The 23,891-nt window shown below is 40.3% G+C and carries 14 protein-coding genes and 1 tRNA gene; 3 read left to right on the top strand and 12 right to left on the bottom strand.

Features of this window, described 5'->3' with window-relative positions; translation table 11 throughout:
* Positions 1-91: 91 nt before the first annotated feature.
* Both ACO1QW_RS02915 and ACO1QW_RS02920 read right to left on the bottom strand, forming a co-directional pair.
* Entirely contained in the window at positions 92-3,046 is a 2,955-nt protein-coding gene (locus tag ACO1QW_RS02915; protein ID WP_486255520.1) for a ligand-binding sensor domain-containing protein, read from the bottom strand.
* 31 nt (positions 3,047-3,077) lie between these two features.
* A complete protein-coding gene (locus ACO1QW_RS02920) occupies positions 3,078-3,818 on the bottom strand; it encodes a menaquinone biosynthetic enzyme MqnA/MqnD family protein (RefSeq protein ID WP_486255522.1) in 741 nt (246 codons plus the stop codon).
* A 135-nt stretch (positions 3,819-3,953) separates the two neighbouring features.
* On the opposite strand from ACO1QW_RS02920, the gene purB reads away from it, so the two are divergent.
* Complete coding sequence (gene purB / locus ACO1QW_RS02925) at positions 3,954-5,300, top strand: adenylosuccinate lyase (RefSeq protein WP_486255523.1); 1,347 nt, start codon at positions 3,954-3,956, stop codon at positions 5,298-5,300.
* 71 nt (positions 5,301-5,371) lie between these two features.
* Here the strand turns inward: purB and ACO1QW_RS02930 are convergent, their stop codons facing one another.
* Positions 5,372-5,725 carry a YraN family protein gene (locus ACO1QW_RS02930; RefSeq protein ID WP_486255525.1) on the bottom strand — a complete coding sequence of 118 codons (354 nt, stop codon included), beginning with the start codon at positions 5,723-5,725 and terminating at the stop codon, positions 5,372-5,374.
* Between the two features lie 108 nt (positions 5,726-5,833).
* Here ACO1QW_RS02930 and ACO1QW_RS02935 point away from each other — a divergent pair, with 108 nt between their 5' ends.
* A complete protein-coding gene (locus tag ACO1QW_RS02935) occupies positions 5,834-6,394 on the top strand; it encodes a DUF6580 family putative transport protein (RefSeq protein ID WP_486255527.1) in 561 nt (186 codons plus the stop codon).
* Between the two features lie 50 nt (positions 6,395-6,444).
* On the opposite strand, the gene ACO1QW_RS02940 is transcribed toward ACO1QW_RS02935, so the two are convergent.
* Both ACO1QW_RS02940 and ACO1QW_RS02945 read right to left on the bottom strand, forming a co-directional pair.
* A complete protein-coding gene (locus ACO1QW_RS02940; RefSeq protein ID WP_486255528.1) occupies positions 6,445-6,825 on the bottom strand; it encodes a hypothetical protein in 381 nt (126 codons plus the stop codon).
* Positions 6,826-7,041: 216 nt separating this feature from the next.
* A complete protein-coding gene (locus ACO1QW_RS02945; protein WP_486255530.1) occupies positions 7,042-8,667 on the bottom strand; it encodes an acyl-CoA carboxylase subunit beta in 1,626 nt (541 codons plus the stop codon).
* A gap of 98 nt (positions 8,668-8,765) precedes the next feature.
* Between ACO1QW_RS02945 and ACO1QW_RS02950 the strand changes: the two genes are divergently transcribed.
* Positions 8,766-8,839, top strand: a tRNA-Ala gene (locus ACO1QW_RS02950).
* A 94-nt stretch (positions 8,840-8,933) separates the two neighbouring features.
* Here the strand turns inward: ACO1QW_RS02950 and ACO1QW_RS02955 are convergent.
* The 7 genes from ACO1QW_RS02955 to ACO1QW_RS02985 form a co-directional block, all read right to left on the bottom strand.
* A complete protein-coding gene (locus ACO1QW_RS02955; RefSeq protein WP_486255532.1) occupies positions 8,934-10,964 on the bottom strand; it encodes a DUF2264 domain-containing protein in 2,031 nt (676 codons plus the stop codon).
* 19 nt (positions 10,965-10,983) lie between these two features.
* Positions 10,984-13,377 (bottom strand): alpha-L-arabinofuranosidase C-terminal domain-containing protein, encoded by a 2,394-nt coding sequence (locus ACO1QW_RS02960; RefSeq protein WP_486255534.1) that lies wholly within the window; start codon positions 13,375-13,377, stop codon positions 10,984-10,986.
* Positions 13,378-13,399: 22 nt separating this feature from the next.
* The gene (locus ACO1QW_RS02965; protein ID WP_486255536.1) at positions 13,400-15,754 is read right to left on the bottom strand and encodes a beta-L-arabinofuranosidase domain-containing protein; all 2,355 of its coding nucleotides are present in this window, start codon (positions 15,752-15,754) and stop codon (positions 13,400-13,402) included.
* 29 nt (positions 15,755-15,783) lie between these two features.
* Positions 15,784-17,943, bottom strand: coding sequence for a glycoside hydrolase family 43 protein (locus tag ACO1QW_RS02970; protein ID WP_486255538.1), 2,160 nt, complete (start codon positions 17,941-17,943; stop codon positions 15,784-15,786).
* A gap of 18 nt (positions 17,944-17,961) precedes the next feature.
* Entirely contained in the window at positions 17,962-18,819 is an 858-nt protein-coding gene (locus tag ACO1QW_RS02975; RefSeq protein WP_486255539.1) for a glycoside hydrolase family 16 protein, read from the bottom strand.
* A gap of 115 nt (positions 18,820-18,934) precedes the next feature.
* Positions 18,935-22,087: a beta-galactosidase, LacZ type gene (gene lacZ / locus ACO1QW_RS02980; protein WP_486255540.1), complete on the bottom strand. Its 3,153-nt coding sequence runs from the start codon at positions 22,085-22,087 to the stop codon at positions 18,935-18,937.
* Between the two features lie 158 nt (positions 22,088-22,245).
* Positions 22,246-23,874: a RagB/SusD family nutrient uptake outer membrane protein gene (locus ACO1QW_RS02985; protein WP_486255541.1), complete on the bottom strand. Its 1,629-nt coding sequence runs from the start codon at positions 23,872-23,874 to the stop codon at positions 22,246-22,248.
* Positions 23,875-23,891: the final 17 nt, after the last annotated feature.

Below are 23,891 nucleotides of genomic sequence, written 5' to 3' on the forward strand. Positions count from 1 at the left end.
AAGCGTCGCTTTCCATACGCAAATATATTGCCAAGGGTAAATCTAAGGAATAATTGCAGCTACAATTTCATAACGATTTCATAACCCGTAATTAAACCGGGAACAATACTCTTATTCTAGTGCCCGCAACATTCGCTTCCTCATCTTTCAAGTCTTCAATTATGGCCTCAATCTTTCTTTCCCTTCCTTCGTTTAACAAGGCAATGCGCTCGGCTGTTAATGACATACCACGTGATTGATACTCGATTGGATTTTCAGCTTTTAGCTCCATTGCTCTTTTTCTGCCAATACCATTGTCTTCAATAATACATTCAAGAAAACCATTCTGCTCAATAAACGAAAGTGAAATGATTCCCTCATTTTTTTTGAGATACCTGATGCCATGCCGCAAGGCATTCTCCACATATGGCTGCAACAGCAAAGGCGGTAGTTCAAGTAAAGAAGATGGCTGCTGCGTTTTTACATTCACGTAATACTTAAATGCGCTTTCCATCCTTGCTTTTTCCAAATCGAGATAAGTAGATAGATAACTTACTTCTTCGTCAAGGGCAATGAATTCTTTTGAAGAAAACTCAAGCGTTTGGCGAATTAACTTTGAAAACCCTGATATAAATTTATTAGCACCTTCCACATCGCTTTCAATCACATATTGCTGTATGGAATTAAGACTATTAAAAATGAAATGCGGATTCATTTGTGCCTTTAACGCCATCTGTTCAGTGTCGTTGATCTTTTGTTTCAGCTCTTCTTGTTGTTTTTGCCTCGCCTTAATTTCATTGATCCTTTTTCTGAAGAAAAGAATAACAAACAACATTAACAAGGAGAAAGCAACAATCCAAAACCAGGTTGTAGCCCAAAATGGAGCAGTGCACACTACCGGTAGTTGAATAAAACTTGCGGCCTCATTCCAACTATCGTGTTCACGTTTTGCTTGTATCTCTACCTTGTAACTCCCATAAGGTAATTGATTGAATTGAATTTCCCGGGTGTTGGTATAAACCCAGTTACTATCGTATCCCAATAGCCTGTAACGATAATTATTCTTACCGGAAGCACTGTAATTTAATGCTTCATACCTGATATTTATATTGCGTTTCCGGTACCCTAGGTTCATAAGCATTGACCAATCCACAACTGTGTTGTCAACTTTAATTTCTTTAATGAGTAGAGGAAGTTGAGGCTCTTGTTTCGCCATCACCGCCATGGGGTTTAAAAAAGAGACACCATTATTTGTGGCTATAACAACATTACTCCCGCTTTTTATTATTGAATTTATTTCATTTGATAGTAATCCATCCTGTACTGTAATGTTTTTAACAGCATAACGAAAAGGTTGTAACGATTGAATCGTTACTATAGAAATACCGTTGTTTGAAGCTAACCAGATATTATCCTTATCAACATATATTTTCCTCAGATTATTGCTTACTAACCCATTTTCCTGCTTTACCTGGTAAATACTGTCACTTACAAAAACCAACAATCCATTTCCCCTTGTGGAAAGACAAAGAATCTTTTTTTGGTAATAAGCAATATCAGTTATTCGGGAGCTTAATATTTTTTTTGTTGAATCGTAAGGCTTCAACCGGCCGTCGTTGTACCGCCAAAGTCCAAAATGGTTTCCCACCAGTATTGATCCATCCAGCTCCAAAAACAATTTAGCTGTACGGAAGGCTTGTTTTATATCGTTATAATGATCCTTAAAATGTCCTAGTTTATATTCGAGCACAGACAATGTGATGCCACTATACAAGACACTGTCCTTAATAAGGAAATTGGAATTATTGGGAACTTGAAAGTAAGTGAAAGGTTGAGGTCTAGTCTCTTTATATTCTTCCCAAATGCGTGAGCCAAACCATCCCACTGACCCACCCACCAATACAAAATCGGGGCGGATTTGTTGAAATGAAACAATATTTTTCAAATTCAACTGCTTGGTTTGATAATAAACAAATTCTTTAAACCTGATTAATTCATTCCCCTGCGTGCCCGCCAAGATGGACGAATCTTTAAGTTTATAAACAACATTAAACCGTTTGTTTACAATTACCTCCTTTGCGGAAAGGTGCCTTATTTTGAAATGATTAAGATAATAAACACCATTTGTATGAGTGGTGAGCCACAATCCCCCTTCATAATCTTTTTCAATTGAAGTAACATGGATATCATTAAGATACTTTTCAATTGTTTCCCCTTTGCTATTTACAATATTTAAACCTTTGTCTGTAGCCATGAAGAAATTTCCCTCAATTTCTTCTACATCATCTACCGTGTAGGGAGTATTGATAAATTCATAATCTTTAGAAGACCTTATCAAACAATAACCGTCTTTCGTATACATTATCAGTCGACCATCGGAGAGTTTCTTAATATGACAACGTTCATGCTGTATCACTTGTGGTAACCTAATAAAAAACTTTTGTTTATTTACAGAAATGCTAACCTCACTCAAGCTGTCATAAAACCCAAGCGTAGGAACGTGAAACCTTCCTGGAAAGGCAGTAGTTCGTAAAAAAAAATCACCTCCCCCAATCTCAAAAGCTTCGAATCTTGCAACACTGCTTAGCTTAATTTCATGATTTACAATTCCCTTATTTGTTACCGTTATGAAGAAAGGACCTGTGGACGATATATATAACTTGTCAGTACTATCAACATAAATTGAATGAATTACTCCAGGCGTAATTGTTGTCACCAATTGATCATTCCATTTATAACTGTTAAATTTCCCCTTTTCATAATAAAACAATCGGCCTGAAAAAGTAAATACCCAAATTCTTCCTTTCCAGTCTTCATACAATCCCATGATGGAATTGTCAGGTAGATTAAAAGTTTCAAACTCATAACCATTATACCTGGTTACTCCATGGTCGGTGGCAAACCACATATAATGATTCCGATCCTGCAATGCCTGGTATGTTTCAGAACTTGGTAACCCATCCGACGGTGTGTAATTTTTAAACGAATATCTTAATTCCTGTGCACGAAGAAACCCCGCAAAGCAGAAGAACAGGAATACAAGAGCAAAACGGGAAATGTTATGCATTTGCTTAACAGGCATGTTTAAAAATAAAACATTACGCATTTAAAAATGCGAGGAACTTTTCCATTCCTCTTCGTTTATTATCATCGAGCAAATAACTGATGTTATGCGTGTAGTATTTACGCAGATCGTAAACAGGATATTTTTGCTGTTCGGCAATTTCATCAATGAAGGAAAAACCAACCGCATGAGCAGCATTAAAACGATCGATCCATTCTTTGCTCATGGGTTTTAAACTCACCCACACAGCAAATACAAACGGCAAATGGGTCATTGCCTGCCACTCCGCTGCAAGGTCGTAGATATAGGTGGATAAGCGACGTTGTTCTAAAGCTCTGTCGCCTATTACAACAGCGCCCGTTGTGCCTTCAATTTTTGTACGATAGCTTTCATCCTTTGCATCGATCAGCTGAGGCGAAATGCCCCAAAACTCTTTCATGAGTAGTTTGGCGAGCGCCACCGATGTACGACTCTGATAATCGAGATAAACAGTTGTGAGTTCATGCACCGGCACTTCACTGAACAAACAAACGGAAGCCACTTCAAAATCTGAAGCTATACAATAGTCACTCACAATATAATAGTCAGGAAGGTCGTGAAGTAACGCAACTGGCACAAGGGCCACGTCAACTTCCCCAGCCTTCAACATGTCAGCCACCTTAGCCGGGTAATCGGGTACCAGCTCATGGTCTTGCAGAAACGCCTCGGTCTGCATGCCATACATCATTGGTTTTGTGTTTAAATAACTAACCGCACCAATTTTTATCTTCTTCAATTCATTTACTTTTGCGCTGCAAAGAAACTAAATTAACGGCAGTTACAACGTTTAAGGTTAGAAGTTGACAGGGAAAGATATTTCGCTGTTATGAGCCACTTTAAAACTTGAACCATTGTATTTTAAACCAGCATAATGGAACTTCAGAATCTTACAGCTATTTCCCCGGTCGACGGACGTTATCGAAACCAATTACAGCAACTTGATGCTTACTTCTCAGAGTTTGCACTTATCCGTTACCGTGTATTGGTTGAAATTGAATATTTCCTGTTTCTTGCTGAAAAGAAATTCTTTAAGCTTACGGCACAACAGCAACAGTCGCTAAAAGATGTTGTGACAAATTTCACCGTGGCACAGGCGCAGGAAATCAAAAATCTTGAAAGCATTACCAACCACGATGTAAAAGCAGTTGAATACTTTTTAAAGCGTGAGCTTGAGGCATTAAAGCTTGATCATTTGAAAGAATGGATACATTTTGGACTTACTTCACAAGACATCAACAATACATCTATCCCTTTATCATGGAAAGAAGCATTGGAAAATGAATTATTACCGGGCATCTCAACACTTATTTTAAAATTGAAAGGGTTTGCAAAGGACTGGAAAAATATTCCTTTGCTTGCCCGCACTCACGGACAAGCAGCTTCCCCCACCAAACTTGGTAAAGAGATGATGGTGTTTGTTGAACGTTTGGAAAATCAGTTACAACAATTATCGGCATTACCAACATCAGCAAAGTTTGGTGGTGCTACAGGAAATTTCAATGCACACTTTGTTGCATTTCCGAAAAAAGACTGGGTGAAATTTGGTAATGAGTTTGTTGAAACAAAACTTGGTTTGCAACGTCAGCAATACACTACGCAGATTGAACATTACGATAATCTTGCTGCACAAATGGACAGCATCAAACGCATTAATACGATTCTCATTGATCTATGTCGTGATATCTGGACTTATGTATCGATGGATTACTTTAAACAAAAGATCAAAAAAGGTGAAATTGGCAGTAGCGCCATGCCGCATAAAGTAAATCCCATCGATTTTGAAAATGCAGAGGGTAATCTTGGTATCGCTAATGCGTTGTTCGAACATTTATCGGCCAAACTCCCGGTTTCCAGATTGCAACGTGACTTAACAGATTCAACGGTACTACGCAACCTCGGCGTTCCGTTTGCACATTCTATCCTTTCATTAAAGTCAATTGATAAAGGGTTAAATAAACTGTTGCTGAATGAAGACAAGATCAAACAGGATCTTGAAAATAACTGGGCCGTTGTGGCAGAAGCTATTCAAACAATCCTTCGCAGGGAAAACTATCCAAACCCCTACGAAGCATTAAAAGAATTAACAAGAGGAAATGCTGCTATCACACAAAAATCAATGCATATATTTATTAAAGGATTAAAAGTAAGTGCAGAGGTGAAGAAAGAATTAAGTGCAATTACGCCTTATAATTATACTGGTGTTAATCCGAAATATTAATCCAAGCCGATAGTTGGTAGTTTTTAGTCGTGAGTAGTAATGGCTACCAACTATCGGCTACAGGCTATCGGCTAAGACACATCTTCCAAAAAGAAATACTCAGGTGCTTTATATCTGTGCAGGCGGATGCTCAGAATGTTGTACTGAATTCTATTCCATTCAGGATGTTGATACAAAAATTCTTCGCCGGCATTCATCAGTCGTTCAAGTTTTTTTGCAGTAACACCTTCCTCAGGATAACCAAACGTGTCAGTGGTTCTTGCTTTTACTTCAATGAAATGAAGAATACTATCTTTTGAGGCAATGACATCTAATTCAAAGTAAGAAAACTTCCAGTTGCGATGCAGGATTGCAAAACCCTGCGCCAGTAGCCATTCAACTGCTAACTCTTCTCCCTGTCTGCCAGTTTCCAGGTGTTTTGCCATCAGCTAAAATAACGGTTTATGGCTTATCCACATATTGGGAAAACAACACATAAAAAATGAACGGTTGGCAGCTGTTTTTGGCTATTTTTGCTGCTCAAATAAGAAATTATGAAGCTGAATAAAACATTCCTTTTCTCCTTAATTGCACTTGTAGCGGTGGCAGCATTGTACCGTATATTACCGAATCGTCCATTCGGCTTTGCACCACAAATTGCAATTGCATTGTTTGCCGGCTCAGTAATAAAGGACAAAAAATATGCATTTGCCTTACCGATTTTAAGCATGTTTATCAGTGATGCATTGTACCAGGTTTTGTACAGCGTAGGTTTGTCTTCTATTAAAGGATTTTATGGCGGACAATTAACCAACTATATTTTATTTGCGGGTTTAACTGTAATTGGCTTCTTTATTAATCAGAAGAAAGTTTGGCAAATTGGCTTAGGTGCATTGGCTGGACCAACTGTATATTTTTTTGTGAGCAATTTCCTCGTGTGGCTTGGTGGAGGTGGTTATGGTCATCCAAAAACTATGGAAGGTTTGATGCTCACTTTAACTGACGGTATTCCTTTTTACGCAAATAGCGTTTATGCCACAGTGGTTTTTTGTACAATGTTTTTTGGTGGTTATGCATTGATAACAGCAAAACAAACCAACATAGCTAAGGCTTAATAGTTTTAGAAAAATAAATAAAAAAGCGCCGGCATATTTCCGGCGCTTTTTTATTTTACAGCTTTCCTTTTTTGCCAAACAGCATTTTGCTGAAGACTTGCGATAATCCTGGAGGCCATTTTTTTGTAGCTCCGTTTGTGATCAACAGTAACGTAAATATTGAATCTCGCCCCCCAAACTGGTTTTTGGAAGTCGTCCACATCATATAATTCTAACGAAGCAATTTGCCCTGCCTTTGCTTTTCGGGTTTCAAATCCCGGATGGTAACTGTAATACTCAGCCACACGTGCTGTTTTCATTGGAACAATAACAAACACGGATTCTGCTCCCACTTCTTTTGCAAGAACGGTTAGGTTTTTTGCGGAAATGATCGCTGCGTCAGTAACAAACCGATTGTAAACGACCACATTTAACTTTTGAAATTTATTCATCAGTTCATTGGCCACATTATCAAATATCACACGGTCAACCGAGGTGCCGCTGTAAACAATCAAAACAGAGTGATAGTTTTTGACTTCGGTATTGTAATGCGAAACATTTAAATTGGTTCTATCGGGTGAAGTAATGACACATCCAAACAAGAGGAAACAGAATAAAAAAAATACTGAACAACTTCTCATCTTTTTAAGAATACAATTTAATCTGATTTACACCTGGAAGACTCCCACTTTCAAATCATCTATGTCTGGATTATTGTTTGCCGCCGCAATTCCTTCGCTGATCACTTTTCTTGTTTCAACAGGATCAATGATTTCGTCTACCCATAACCGTGCAGCTGCATAGTAAGGAGTTGTTTGCGTATCATAACGACCTTTTATTTCATTCAGCAGGTTAGCTTCATCTTCAGCACTTATTTCTTTTCCTTTTGCCTTCATCGCTGCCACCTGTATCTGCAATAATGTTTTTGCAGCCTGTTCGCCACCCATCACCGCAATTTTTGCAGTAGGCCATGCGTAAATAAAACGAGGATCATAAGCTTTGCCGCACATGGCATAGTTACCGGCACCATAAGAATTACCAATTACAATAGTGATCTTAGGCACAACACTGTTGGCTACAGCATTTACCATCTTCGCACCATCTTTAATAATACCGCTGTGTTCGCTCCGGCTGCCAACCATAAAACCCGTTACGTCCTGTAAAAAAACCAATGGAATTTTCTTTTGATTACAATTGAGAATAAAGCGTGCAGCTTTATCGGCGCTATCATTGTAAATAACACCACCCAACTGCATTTCGTTTTTCTTATTCTTCACAATAGTTCGTTGATTGGCAACAATTCCAACTGCCCAGCCATCAATACGGGCATAACCACAAAGAATGGTTTTACCGTAATCCTGTTTGAATTGATCAAAGTCGCTGTCATCAACGATCCGTTCAATAATTTCGAGCATATCATAAGGCTTCCCATCGGTAGGAAATAAACCATACAGATCTTCAGCTTTGTTTTTTGGAAGCTTCGCATCAACACGATCGAAACCGGCTTTCTTTTTTTCACCAAGTTTACTCATCAACTTCTTTACTTCATCTAAACACTCCTGCTCGGTTTTGAATTTATAATCAGCAATGCCGCTTAACTCTGTATGCGTAACAGCACCACCTAATGTTTCTGCATCAATATCTTCACCAATAGCTGCTTTAACCAAGTAAGGTCCAGCTAAAAAGATAGAACCATTTCCTTCTACCATTAAGGTTTCATCGCTCATGATGGGTAAGTAAGCACCGCCGGCAACACATGCTCCCATCACGGCAGCAATTTGAGTGATGCCCATTGCACTCATGCGTGCATTGTTGCGGAAGATGCGACCAAAATGTTCTTTATCCGGAAAAATTTCATCCTGCATTGGAAGAAACACGCCTGCACTGTCCACCAAATAAATAACAGGCAACCGATTCTCCATAGCAATTTCCTGCAAGCGCAAATTCTTTTTACCACTGATGGGAAACCACGCTCCTGCTTTTACTGTTTGATCATTGGCTACGATCACACACTGTCGCCCTCTGACATAACCAATACCGGCAACGGTTCCGCCAGCCGGACAACCACCTTGGTCTGCATACATTTCATAACCTGCAAATGCACCGATCTCAATAAATGGTTTATCAGCATCACGCAAATATTCAATGCGTTCACGAGCTGTTAATTTATTCCGCTCACGTTGTTTTTCTATAGATTTTTTACCGCCTCCTTCATAGATCTTTTGCAGACGTTTCCGCATTTCGGTGAGCGATAATTTCATTTGATCCTCGTTCTTATTGAACTGAATATCCATACAGCTAAAGTTTTAAGAAAATACAATCGTTAGCACAAGATAAGGGCAAAACGCTGAATGATTTTCTTTTGCAAAAACTGCTATATTTGCTGCCCACTGGGGGGTTAGCTCAGTTGGCTAGAGCGCTTGCATGGCATGCAAGAGGTCGTCGGTTCGACCCCGATACTCTCCACAGCTTTAAAAGCCGCCTTCGGGTGGCTTTTTACTTTTTACAAAACAAAAAGGCAATTCAAATTGAATCGCCTTTTTGTTAATTACTTCATTTATCAATTCACATCAAACAAAACACCTCCACTTTTCATTTTCACTTCCACCTTTCCTGTTGTGACATTTACTTTCGTTACAGGCACCAACTCCTCTTCCGTCCATTTCTCACCACTCTTCTTCCACAACATCAGTGTAACAAATACTTTTTCCCTTTTTGGATCGAGTTGCTGTGTGCTGTTGATGACCATGCTTTCCTTACTCTGCGGATGCACATTTGTTGTAGCAATTGCTTTGGCACTCTTCCAGTCTTTCACAGGAACTAATGCAAGTTGATATTCGCCGTTATCGATAATAGTTGCAGTGTAGCCTTTTACTTTTCGTGTAATAGTTTTGATGGGCTTTGTTAATTGTGGTAGTGCGTAGTGACCAAGACGAATTTCCGTTACCGTATCACTTACCACTTTATCTACACGAAGAATACCATTCGGCAATGGCATATCGGCAAGTTGAAATTTAATGTTGCTGTTTGTTTCAACAACTGCATTGCGGTAATAAATGCCTTTCTCAAACTTTTTGAAGTCATATAAACGAAGCGGCTCCCATTCGTTCTTTTTGTTGAGGACGATGTAATTCATTGCAACAACACCGGCAACACTATCTGCCTGCCAGGGAAATGCACTGTTGTACGAAAGACGATTGTAATTTTCACTTGCACGGAAAGGTTCGTTGGCACCAATGGCTTTCACCTTGCACCATGCTCGTATTTCACTTGCACCAATGTTTGGATAATCGGTGATGAGGATATGCGAACTGTCTTGGTATTTATTATACACATTTCCTTTCTTCAATTCTTTTTCCCATGCGCCTTCGTTTTCTGTTGCTGTCCAGAAAGGATTGTCTTCAGGGATCATCAACGCAACAAATGCTTTGCCCATCCAGTATGCAGAACCTCTGCAACTGTACGGTTGCACAGCGGGTTCAAAGGAACCATAAAAACCAAGCGTTGGCACATTCTCCTGCATAAAATCAGGATGCTGCAAAAACTGCAACATCACTCCTGAAGCTATTCTACGCATCCAACCGTAATTGATCGCTGGATCTTTCTCATAACCCATCAATGGAAACGGTGCAATCGAGCCAATACGGTAGCTCATGCTTCTTCCCCACATCACCATCTTACCATCACGGCTAAACAAATAAGGATAATTGTTTTTTACATCGCTGAAGTTGTGCATGAACTTCGCTGCATACTCAGGATAATATTTCTTGCCAAAGTATTCGCTCCAAACAGGGCCATACATTTGAAAGGCCCACATGCTATAGTAATCATAAGCAGGTGCATCGTTGTACCAACCATCATTTCGGTAGTGCGCCAATGATTTATCGAGGTATTCGATCAACAGTTTTTCATTCACTTCATAACCTTTGCTTTTGAAAAAGCTCAATACAAAAATGTTGAAGAACTTCCAGTTACTGCCAACAGTTTTGCCATCGCCGTAACTGATCATCGTTGCAGCGAGTTTATCTTTCTGTTCTTTGCTCAATGGATCGAACAATACTTCCGGCGCATAAAACATCGATACAGATAATGCACCAAACTCAACCAGTATCTGGCTGGGACCACCACCCCTCGCCTGCGGTTTAATATAAGATGGGTGTTTGGGATCAAGCAAATTCAATATCTGGTGACGATAATAATCAGCAACCTTAATATTATTGATAACAAGATTTGAATCTTCTTTCAACAACGGAGCAGCTATGAACAACGTACGTACAAGTCCTTCCAGTTTTTCTGTTGGCACCTGCGACTCACTTCTCGGATAACTTTTGCCCGGCTGTTTGGGAAACTTCATCGGATCATCCAGCGAATGAATATAACTGAACGCACCTTCAAGCAAATACAACGCAGCATCTTTCCAATGCTTTCTCGTCATTCCTGTCAACGGGCTCTTCTTAAAATCAGGTTGATCTAATTTAAAAACAGTTTTTCCGTTTACCTGTGTTGTGTAAGCAGGGTTATGCACGTTGCTCTGCGCAATTGTTTGTAAACACACAACTGCAAACAGCAACCCGATAGAGAACTTTTTCATTTGAAAACTACAGGTTGAATTATTTATTTTTTATCCGTATTACCGTAAAAGAATATTTCGGCAAAACCAATTTGTTGTTCTGCACAGGATCACTCGCTGTTATAGGTTGTACATTTTTATCATCAGGATTACCATGCAATACTTTTTTTTCGATCTTGTAATTGCCAAGATTGAATTCTTTGAAATCTACTGTTGTTTCAACAGGCAGAAGATTGACAAGCTTTACAATCAAGTCACCTGTCTTTGCATCTCTTACAACCGACTTTGCAATACGTTTTTGTACATCAGCATTGTTATTATCGATAACAAAACTGCTTTCAATGTATTCATCACCGGCATTGTTACCAAACATCTTTTGCACTTCATAACCCGGTGTAAGTTTTATTTCATTGTTGTTAAAGTAGATCATATCAGGGTTCCATTGTGTGTGGCCTTCTTTTGCCAGCAATGGTGCATAAGAAGTCATTTCAACCACATCCCCGTTTCGTTCAACACTGCACAAATACAATGCTTCAGCCAATGCAGTTTCCATATTATTCGGCCTCCCTCTTACATGGGCTGCATATTCACCCAGATAAACTTTTGATTTTTTACGATCGTACTTGTCATAAAAATCCTGGTTGTTGATCAACCAGGCTGGTGGTACATAATAATGTTCATCCACCATTGGTACATCCAGCTTTGATGCGAAGTCCCATCCGAAACGATAATCACTTCCTTCGTAAAAAGGACCTACTGTTCCAATGACTGTGATCTCAGGATACTTTGCTTTAATGGCTTTGTAGATCATAGCAAAGCGTTCTTTAAACACTTCCGATATCAGGTCTTCATTACCGATGCCGATGTATTTTAAATTGAAAGGAGCAGGATGCCCCGCTGCTGCACGCAGCTTGCCCCATGATGTTTTATTATCTGCATTGGCCCATTCGATCAGATCAAGAATGTCCTGGATATATGCATCCATTTCATTCAGCGGAATACCACCCTGCTGACCAGCAATGCCTGTTTGATGATGATGACTTGAATTCTGGCAGGGAACACCGGCTGCAAGTACAGGCAATGGTTCGGCACCGATGTCTTCACAAAACTGGAAGTACTCGTAATAACCAAGCCCCATTGTTTGATGATAACCCCATAAATTAAAATCGGGTTTACGCTCTTCCAGTTTGCCAATGGAATTTTTCCAACGATAAATATTATCGATGCCATTGCCATGCGCCAAACAACCACCTGGGAAACGCATAAAGCGTGGTTTAATATCGGCGATGGCTTGAGCAAGGTCTGCTCTTAAACCATTCTTCCTGTTCTTAAATGTTTTTTGTGGAAAGAGAGATATAACATCAACAGCTGTCTCTTGTTTTTTTGCAGTGATTAAAAGCCGTGCATGTTTCACGGAAGTATTTGCAGTGAATACATATTGATATTGTTTCCAACTTGAGTTGTTTACTGCAATTGCTATTTCGTTTGAAACTTTCGCACCGTTACTGTCTGTTAACACAACGGATAAACTTCCTTTGTTGGCTGAGCGAGCAAACAAAGAAAGATCATATTTCTCTCCTGCTATAACTGCAATGCCATCAAAACCTTCGTTCTGCAACTGCTCGTCTTTTTGCAGTACTGCATAATGCGGATTATTTGCATGAACAGGTTCTTTACTTTCTATCTGCACTTTTCCCTTGCTGCTTTTCCAAAAGCTTGCGCTGTTCCATTCTCTTCTGTCTTTTGCTGAATATTCAAAGCCCCGGTTCTGGATCAGCTCTGCATACAAACCGCCATCAGCAGCGTAGTTCAGATCTTCAAAAAAAACACCAACGAGTTTATCGCTGATCTTCTTTTTGTTTTCCATGTTGATCGATAATGAAACATTCACCAGTTTCAGTCCTGCATTTTTTTCTGCGAAACTTTGCGCTGTTACACCGTATTGCATGTTGTGGTATGCTTGCAGGTCGGTATGATTGATCAACGCCTGAACAAAACTCCACGGTTGCTTATGAATAACAGCAGTATTGCTCAACGCTTTACTGATTACAGGAAACTTTGTTTTCACTTCATCATACAGAAAATAATCCTGTGGTTTCCACAACAGCAGATCACTGGTATAAGCAACGCCCACTACTTTGTGCTCTGCTTCTGTAAAAAAGTAACAGGCCCATTCGCTCTTGCTGTTCTGTACCAAAACGGGATCGTACATTTTTTTACTTTCACCCCATCGGCCGTAATCGCTTCGTAAAAAAGAGAATTCATTTCCGATGCTGATCCAGTTCTTACCATCAAAACTATAAGCAATGTGTAATCCGTTTTTGTGATCGTTTTTACCCGTGGCATATCCTTTTACAAAAACAGAATCGGGTTGCTGTGCAAATGCACCTGCAACTGATACAACAAACAATAAAGCCAGTAATCCTTTTCCCATCTGTCTGCTTTTACATGATTTTTTATTTCAGCAAGCGTACATAATACACGCCGCCTGCAATTGAATTTTCTTTCGCTACAAATTTTACCGTGAGTACTTTTTCTGTGCTGAGTTCTGCCGGCAATGCATAATCCACATCAAAAAACTGATCGCCTTTTGCACCATTCAACTCAACTGTTTGAATGAACACATTATTGATGTAGATATCAAACAAACGATTTCGATCCATGCCGTAGTAAGTAAGACGTAATGTCCGTGCCAGTGCATCGGCATTCTTTAATTCATAGCTGAACCATTTTTTTGCAGTACGCCAGTGACGATCCTTGTGCACACCGGCGTCTGTTTGCTCGCCTTTGAATGCATGATCCGATTCCGGTTGCTGTTCGCCCGGTGCAACCTGGTCGACTGTTATTTTTTCCAATGCCAGTCTCACTTCTTCCCGCTTACGGATTTCGTCCTTGATTGTTTCCAGTTGTGCAGGTGTTGCATAACGCCAGTACAACATATAACGACTGTCATGAATTTTATAAAAAGGAACCAATTGCAGATCCTTGTACTTCGCAGGATAAACCAGTGATGCAGCAGTGTAAGTCAACGGCTTGCCCTTTACCGGCTGCAATGAAGTGATACTGTTCTTATCAGCAGTTACAATCATCGGTGCGTCTTCTATCGGGTACAGCGGACCGTTAGCAATATGCCCCATGCGGCTGTCATCTGCTTTCAAACCCTTCAATCCGGTTGTGTCTGTTGCTGCAGCCAATACGATCGGTCCACGAACAAACGAAACCCATGATGAACTGTCGGGTAAAAACTCTGCTTTAATTTGCATGGGTAATTTTATCGAAAGCACATCACCCGTCTTCCACATACGTGTAACCGATGCGTAGGAATCTGCATTCCGTTTTACTGTTACTTCTTTTTTATTGACGTATGCTTTTAATTCACCGTCTTTTACCCACGATGGATAACGGAACAGAATAGCGAACTGCTGCGGTTTACTGATCGTGATCTTCAGTTCCGTTACTTCACTTTCTGGAAATGATGTTTGCTGTTGTACCCGCAAACCTTTCTCTTTCCAATTCAATACAGAAGGGATGAAGAAATTAACATACAGGTCTTTTTCATTGTGTGCATAGATCAACTCTGCATACTTTCCATGATTTTCCATGCCTGTTCCCACACAACACCACATACCCATCTGCGGTTGCGAATAAACACGGTAATGTCTCGGACGAATGGGTGTGAAATAAACAAAGCCTCCATCAGGATGTTGCGATGAAAGAATATGATTGTACATGGTACGTTCGTAGTAATCCATGTATTGTGCAGAAGGGTGTGATAAAAACAATTGCTTCGACAACTTAAGCATGTTGTAGGAGTTGCAGGTCTCCGGTCCTTCCTTGGTATCGATCATGGAAGAGAAGTCGTTGGCAGGATGAAAATGTTCCCGTACGCTGTTGCCGCCAATGGAAATAGTTCTATGTTGAGTAACGGTATTCCAGAAAAAGTTGGCAGCGTTGGCCCAGCTACTGTCGCCGCCGAGTGATGCGATACGCATAAAGCCGATCACTTTCGGTATTTGTGTATTAGCATGTAATCCGTTGAGTGCATCTTTCTGCTGCAGCAACGGGTTTAAAATGACTTTGTGTGAGAGGCGTTTTGCAAGCTCCAGATATTTTTTATCGCCGGTGATAGCTGCCACATCTGCAAACGCTTCGTTCATGCCGCCATGTTCACTTCGGAGTATCGTCTGCAATTGTTCATCACTCAGTTTTGCAGTAATGGTATAAAACCAATCAGCAAGTTTTACAAGAATTGTTTTTGCTTTTTGATTACCTGCAATGGTATATGCATCAATCAACCCTGCATACAGCTTGTGAATATTGTACAGCGGCACCCATTTATCATTCAATGAAAAACCTCCGGCATTAATTTTTCCTGCAGCCACATCCTGCCACATTTTTTTACCGCCGGGTATGCCGCCAACATACCCATCCGCATCTTTCTGCTGGCATTTCTCCAACTGATCGATCATGTAATTCAACCGACGTAAGATTTCTGCATCACCTGTTGCTGCATACATATTTGCCAATGCGGAAATATAATGTCCACCGATATGCCCATCCAATCCACTGTTTTCCCAGTTGGGATAACTGATGGCTTTTGTTTCAATGCCCGCCTCTCTTAAAAAAGGAGCAAGCAAACGATCCATATCCATCGACAGAATATATTTCTTATCTGTTTCCTGTGCCTGCTTAAACGGGCTGTTGAGCAAACGCACATCACGCAACGGAAATGTTTGCAAACTGTTCTGCTGTGCAAAACAATTTCCATGAAGCATAAACAAAAGAATGATACTGGCAAATAATCTAGGCATTGAGCAATTGTATTTTTGTTTTGCTGAAATTATTGAATGGGCTTCACACCTTCATGTGTAGGCGTTACCTGCTTGATCGTTCCATCGGTATTGAACTCCATTTTATCGATACACACTTCACGGTTAAAACCTGCAGCACTGCCCATGGTTATTCCTTTTGGATAATTGAAGCGGTGATACACGATATACCATTCATCTTTACCGGGTATTTGTAAAACAGAATTGTGCCCTGTGCCGTAAATACCTGTTGAAGGATCTTTGGCAATTACTAAATTATTCACTGCAATTGTAATGGGGCCGGTTGGTGAATTGGATGTACCATAACGCACACGATAGTTTTCGCTGCGTGTATCATCTTCACTCCACAAGAAATAGTAAGTGCCTTTGCGATAGAACACAGTTGTTCCTTCACGAAAGGTTCTGTCAACTTTAATTGTACTTAACGTTTCCTGCTTCAGTGAAATCATATCCTCATTCAACTCTGCTACAGCCATGTAGCCATTGCCCCAATACAAATAGCTCTTTCCAGTTTGCGGATCAGTGAATACTTCGGGATCAATTTCCTGTCCGCCTCTTACGCCTTCCGGTTTTTTATCGATCAATGCCTTACCCATATCCACAAACGGACCTGCAGGATCATCAGCAACAGCTACACCGATCTTTTGTGCCGCAGTGAAATAATAAAAGTATTTGTACTGACCGTTCACTTTCTTTTCAATAATGCTAGGCGCCCATGCATTGCGTTTAGCCCAGCTTACATCTTTGTTCAAATCGAGGATTACTCCTTCATCTTTCCAGTTCACTAAATCCGCAGATGAGAATGCTTTGAAATAAGTTCCTGACCAACCGTTGAATCCATCGCTTGTTGGATAGATGTAATACTTCTTTGTTTTTTCAGAATATAACACATCCGGATCAGCAAAATAACCTTCGAGTACAGGATTATGATTTTCTTTTGCAATCACTTTCCATGTTTGCGGTTGTTGTCCTTTAATATTCACCACATACTTAACCGCACCTTTCGAAAAATCCTGTGGTGCTGCAGGTGTAACTGTTGTTGCAGGTAATATTCTGAAAGAAGGATTGAATGCTTTCAAATTCGTTCCCGGCTTTACCGATAGATAAACTGTTTTATTCAACGTATCAACTCTTGTGTTGATTTTCTTGATTTGTTTTGATGTGGCATTACCCAGCACATCTTCTGCAGCTCCCCATTTCTTCATTAAACGTTCAGCTTCTGCAGTTGTGATCGGCATCACCGTTCCATGACGTGGATGAAAATTCATCGACACTTCTTCATCAACAACTGTAAATGTTTTTAAGTCTTTTGTTTTAGTGAACTGATATTTACCGCTGGTGTACATGTCATACATCAGGATAAAACCACTGCCATCGTTCAGCTTAAATGTGCCTGCACCTTCAACCGGGCTTTTTGTTTGCTGCACATAATCGGGGCTTTGCATTTGATAACCGCCAGTCAGTTTATCAGACACGGCTATTTTAATTCCGGGATGACGATCTTCTGTTTTAAAGAACAAATAAAATTTACCATCCTTCTCTGCGATGTCGCCATCAATGCAGGCTGCATTATCCGGACTGTAAAACAGTTGCTTCGGTTCTGCTTCCAGGTCGGTAAAATCTTTATTGGCATACGCATAATAAATGATATCGGGCTGGTTGCCGTGCTTCATCGAAAAATAGATCATGTATTTTTTTGCAGCCGCATCATAAATGGTTTGCGGTGCCCACACACGCAGCAAACTATCCTGTCCTGCAAAACGCTTTTGAATATTAACAACAGAAGAAGTCCAGTTAATAAGATCCGTTGATTTCAACAATACCATTGCACGGTTCGAACTCCAGCCATTGGCAGAAACCATATCCGTTACCACCATGTAAAATGTTTTACCATCGGCACCACGCAAAATATGCGGATCACGCACACCACCTGTTTCGCTGATAGCAGCCGATTGAATAACAGGTTTACCACTATTCAATGAACGATAGTTGTATCCATCTTTGCTGATGGCAAAACAGATCTGCTCTTCGACTTTTGCATTGCCGGTAAAATAAGTAAACAGGTAGGCCGTGTAATTTTCTTTTGGACCTGCTTTTTTTGTTTGAGCAGTTACAAATGAACTCACTGCAATAAAGAGAAAGAATAATCCCTGCTTATAGTTGACAGTCATCGTTGTTTATTATATGTTTTATTTTTTCTGATATACCCGCACATAGTCCACTTCAAACCTGTTTGGGAAAGGGGTTGACGAAGGATCGCCTCCGTTCATTCCGCCAATAGCAAGATCGAGTAACATGTAATGTGGTTGCCTGAAGGGATTAAAATTGCTGCCATCTTTATTTACCAATGCATCAACATTTACTTTATTCAACAATTGCTCATCGCAAAACAAAGCAATGTAATCCGTTGTCCAATCCATCCGCCACACATGAAATTCATCGGCCCATTTTTTTCCACCAAGCGAATCGATATTGAATGTATTACTGTACCATTCTGCTTTGCGGTTGCTGCCGAGGCAGGCAATATTCGCTAATAACTTTCCACGGTAGTATTCCATAATATCAATTTCACCATTGCCGGGCCAAGGTTTGTTTACACCCAATGTCCACCATGCAGGCCACAACCCACTTCGTATATCAATGCGTGCACGCATTTCAAAACGACCATACAACCATTGCTGTTTACCTGCTGTAATGATGCAGGAAGAAGTATAGTCGATCGTTTTTCGTTTTCTTCTCCAGTCGTTCGATCCTTCCTGATAGCGTGGATTTGGTTTGTTTTCTTTCCTTGCTTCAATTACCAGCAAACCGTTTTCGCAAAACGTATTCTCCGGTTGATACCATTGTAATTCTTCATTCCGTACAAAACCATACTCATGTTTCCAATTAGCTGTATCTGGTTTGCCTTTGCTGTTAAACTCATCGGCCCACACTAATGTATAACCATCTGTGGTAACGGTTGTTTGTTTCGAATTTGCAGCAGTGTGCCTGTTGCAGGCAACAATAAGCAAAATGAAACTGGTATAAATGCTGTAACGAATCACCATAATTAAAAAACGATTTATGAGTTGCTCTTAAATCGGTGTCCTTTATGCATTCCTGTTACCCCGAAGAACACAGAACATACATAAAGGACACAAATTTTGAATAGATGTACTAAAACTAATTCAACAAACGAATAATATAGCTGTAGCTGTATTTTTTTTCGAGTAAACGATATTGATCGTGTGGTAAAGCACCCCAGCTGTCATCGCCACCAACACCACGTTGTTTCAGATCGATGCTCAGGTAAACATTTCTATCCGGAGCAAGATCTGTTGGGTGCTGTTGCTTTTTGCTTAAACCCGGATCAAGACTTTCAACCGAATGATTGATGGCTGTAAAGCTGATCGGCTGCACACCTTCAAAACGCAAACCATTACCACGACGGCCCGTTAAGGTGAACCAACGCACATCGGTTTTATTACCACTCTCCTGCGGACGAATATAGCCACCATAAAACTGGTTGCTCACATTATCAGCATACACACCTAATAATGATGATTCCTTACGATCGATATAATTTTCCCATGGACCACGACCGTAGTAACGCAAGCTATCAAATTGCGAAGGCAACTGCATACGCATACCGAAGCGTGGAAGTTCAGGGAGATCTCTTCCTGTCATATCCATTGATGCGGTTACTTTAATACTGCCATCATTCTGAATTAAATAATCAATGGTGTAAGGAACAGCAATGCCTGTTAATTCATATTCTACTTTTACAGCAAGACCTTCAGCAGTTTGCTCGCCTGCTTTCACACTCTTCACTTTTCGGTTTTGATGTGCGTTGCGCCATACACCTAAGTTCCATGGCATACCGTTACCGAAATCGTTATCGGTTGGAGAGCGCCAGAAATAAGGTTCAGGGAAACGACCCAACTGCATACCATCTTTTATACGGTAGTTGCGGATAGCACCTTGCTTCAAATCAACTTCACCACTAACGTTGCCAGATTGGAACGTGATCTTATCGGTTTCTTTTTTGATCTGCAACTCAGATTTTGCTGCAACGATGGTTTGGAAATAATTTCCTTTTAATGCAAACTGCTCATTGGCAATTACATGACCAAAAGACAACACCGGCGTTGCTGATTGATGTGAAACTGTTGCAACAACGTTGAGCATGTATTCTGCATCATCGTTCATTTTGTTTGCAGGCAGCTCAAGCGTGATATCTTTTTCTGAATGCGGTAACACATCTGCTTTAAATACACCCACATGAACGATTTCTCCATTGCGTAATAATGTATAAGCAAAGTTGTAATGATTGGTATTGGTAAAATCGAAACGGTTCTTTATAGTGATGATTCCTTTTGCAATATCCTTTGCATAAAAATCGATCGGCTGATACACTTTCTTTACTTCATACAAACCGGGATCAGGTGTACGGTCGCTGCTCACTAAACCATCAGCCACACCATTCTCATCGTGCTGCCAGTAGAACGCACCCAGATCACCACCGTATGCATAAAATGTTTTCCCATTCAGGTCTTTTGTTTCAATACCCTGATCAACCCAGTCCCAAATGAAACCTCCCTGCATGTGTTTACTGCTGCGGATAATATCGAAGTATTCACGGAAGTTGCCATTGCTGTTACCCATTGCATGCGAGTACTCGCACATAATGTACGGACGTGTTTTTGTTTTATCATCCGCATAACGTTTCATGTGATTCACACGTGGATACATCGGGCAAACAATATCTGTATTCCAGTCTTCACCTGCCTGTTCAAATTGCACCGGACGACTGTTATCTCTTTCTTTGATCCATTTGTATGCATCATGAAATACCGGACCGTTACCACACTCGTTACCCAAACTCCAGATGATGATGGATGCATGGTTCTTATCACGCTCAACCATGCGTTTGATACGATCCATATGTGCAGGTGCCCACTCTGCTAAATAAGCAGGATGTTTTGCTTTATCGAACCATGCCTGGAACTCAGCACCCATGCCGTGAGTTTCAATATTTGCTTCATCCACCAAATACAAACCATACTCATCGCAGAGTTTGTACCACAACGGATCATTGGGATAATGCGATAAACGAACTGCATTGATATTGAACTGCTTCATCAGTTGAATATCTTTCAGCATTAATTCTTTTGAAGTGGTGTGGCCTGTTACCGCATCATGTTCGTGCCGGTTTACACCACGCACTTCGATAGGCATACCATTCACCAGCAGTTGCGCATTTTTAATTTCCACTTTACGGAAACCGATTCTTGTTCCGGTATGAGTAACTGTTACAATGCCTTTGCCTGTAACATTTGTGATTACGCAGTTGTAAAGGTTCGGCGTTTCGCCACTCCATTTCAATACATTTTTAATTGTGCCTGCAAAAGAAACTTTCTGAACACTGTCTTTACCTAACACATAATCTTTCTTTTGCGAAAACACTTTCTTGCCCTGCTTATCAAATAACTCTACGGTAAGCGTACCGTTGCTTTGATTGTTACCTGCAAACTGGCGAACGTCCACATCTGCACTAAACAAACCATTTTTGTATTGTGCATCGAGATCTGCTTTTAAAAAATAATCCCACACTGTTGCTTTTGGCATCGCAAACAAAAACACATTGCGTTCAATACCACTGAAGCGCCAGAAATCCTGGTCTTCTAAATAACTTCCATCATGCCAGCGAAACACCTGCACAGCCAACAGATTCTTTCCTTTCTGTAAATAGCTGGTGATGTTGAACTCTGCTGCGGTTTTAGACGCTTTGGTCATACCAACTTTTTGTCCATTCACATAAATGAATGCACAACCACTGATAGAACCGAAATGCAGGATCACTTCTTTATCGCTCCAGTTATCTGCAATTGTAAATTCTTTGCGGTAGGTACCCACGGGATTATTATCACCAATAGCAGGAGGCGTTTTCGGATGCGGATAAACAATATTGGTGTAGATAGGAACACCAAAGCCCTGCAACTCCCAGTTAGAAGGCACTGCAATTTCTTTCCATGCTGATGTATTGAGATCGGTACGATAAAAATCTTTGATGCGGTCGGCATGCTTATCTACATAGCTAAACTTCCATGTGCCGTTCAACGATTGATGAAACGGCGATTTACTGTAATCATCCGCAACAACATCCTGCTGCGAACTGAACAATATAAACGAAGCATGTGAGGCTTCTTTGTTAACATCAATCAACTGGGGGTTTTCCCAATCGTTCTGTACAGTAGCTTGTGAAAAAATTGTTCCGACGGAAATGCAAATACAAAAAAATGTAGAGAATACTCTTTGGCTCATTCCAACTTTCATCTTAAATGGTTATCAGGTAGTTCAAAAAATAATTCGGCTTAAATAGAATGTGATTTCTTCAACGGTCTTAAGTGATATAGGATATTTCTTTTAATTATTCTTATTGAGAAAAAAGCCAGGGAACATAAATTCCCCGGCTGTTACCCAAAAACTACTGCTTAATTGTATCCTGTATTTTGTTCCAGGATAGCATCTTTATTCAAATTAATTTCTGTTTGTGGGATTGGCATTAATAAATGCTTTGGTAAAAGACCTACAACGGGGTTGATTGTTTGCACGTTCAATCGTGTTGTTCTTTCAACCAATGTACCTGTACGCATCAATGTCATTCTCCTGTTTTCTTCTGCAAGTAATTCCCTTGCTCTTTCATCAAGAATGAAATCCATATTGATCTGTGCACCAGTAACAGGCGTTGCATTAGCCCTTGCACGAATCACGTTAATGGTTGTTGCAGCGCCACCAGTATTATTTTGTTTAAGCTGTGCTTCTGCTTTTAATAAATAAGTTTCGCCCAAACGCATCAGGATAAAATCTTTGATCATGGCAAAACCAAACACATCGTTCGGATCGTATTGGAACCATTTTGTAGTGTGCGGGCAAATTTTAAACACGGTATCGGCACCTACATAAGGAATCTGTTGACCATAGTTAGATTTAGTTGCATCGTTGTAATAAAACTTCCTGCGCAGATTAAACTGTGAGTTGCGCATATCGTTTGCTTCATACAGATCATATACAACCCAATTTGTTAATCGCATACGGGCAATACCACGACCACCCAATGAATCACAAATGATCATACCACTTATCTGGTAATAGGCAGCTCCCCAATTACGACGCTGTTGGGGGTTATTAGTAATTCCTCCAACTACTGTAGCAGGGTTTTCAAATTCCATCACCCAAATGGCTTCTTTGTTGCCTTGCGACCTGCGTTGATTGCCGTACCAAAACATATCACTGAAAGCATCGCCGGGTTGTGAAGCTTTAATACCGTAACGACTATTTGACAACGCAAATTTTCCGCTATTGATAATTAAATCACATTGTGCTTCTGCTAAAGCAGGTTTGTTGGCTCTTAAATAAACTTCTGCCAGCAACTGCATTGCCTGGTATTTATTCGCACGTGCAATAGGCTTGCCGTTTGCATTTAATTTTGAACTTACTGCACCAGGCTCAGGTAAATTGGCACCCGCATACACAAGATCTTCGATAATAAGATTGTTTACGCTATCAAGTGACGTACGTACAAAATCTGTTTTAGGAGCTGTTAATGGTTCTGTTACCAATGGAACTCTCCCAAAACAAGTTGCCAGAATATTATAAGCATAGGCTCTGAAAAATTTTGCTTCTGCATTTACACTATTCTTATTGGCTGCCGTCATTGCACCAATGTTTCCGCTTTCAATTGTTTTGATGATAATGTTTGCATTATTGATCATACGGTATGCCCAGCCCCATGTAAATGAAGCTGCACCATCAGTGGGTATCAACTGGGTGTAGTCATAATAAGGAATTTCAATTCCTTGTCTCTGTGTTGGTGGCACCAATGCAATATCTGTTCCTGCATGCCACACACTTGGCCATCCCTGCGGATCGCTGTAACTAAAGAAAGTACTTAAATGATTATGCAAACCAATCACTGATGCTTCAAAGCCTAATGAGTCATTTAAGGTTTGCGGCGAATAGGCCGAAAACACTTCTTCATCTAAATATGTTTTCTTGCAGGAGCTTAACATCAACAGGCAGCCTGCAATAACAGACGATATAATTAAATATGTTTTTTTCATCGTAATAGTTTTAAATG

This window comes from Lacibacter sp. (assembly GCF_057361365.1).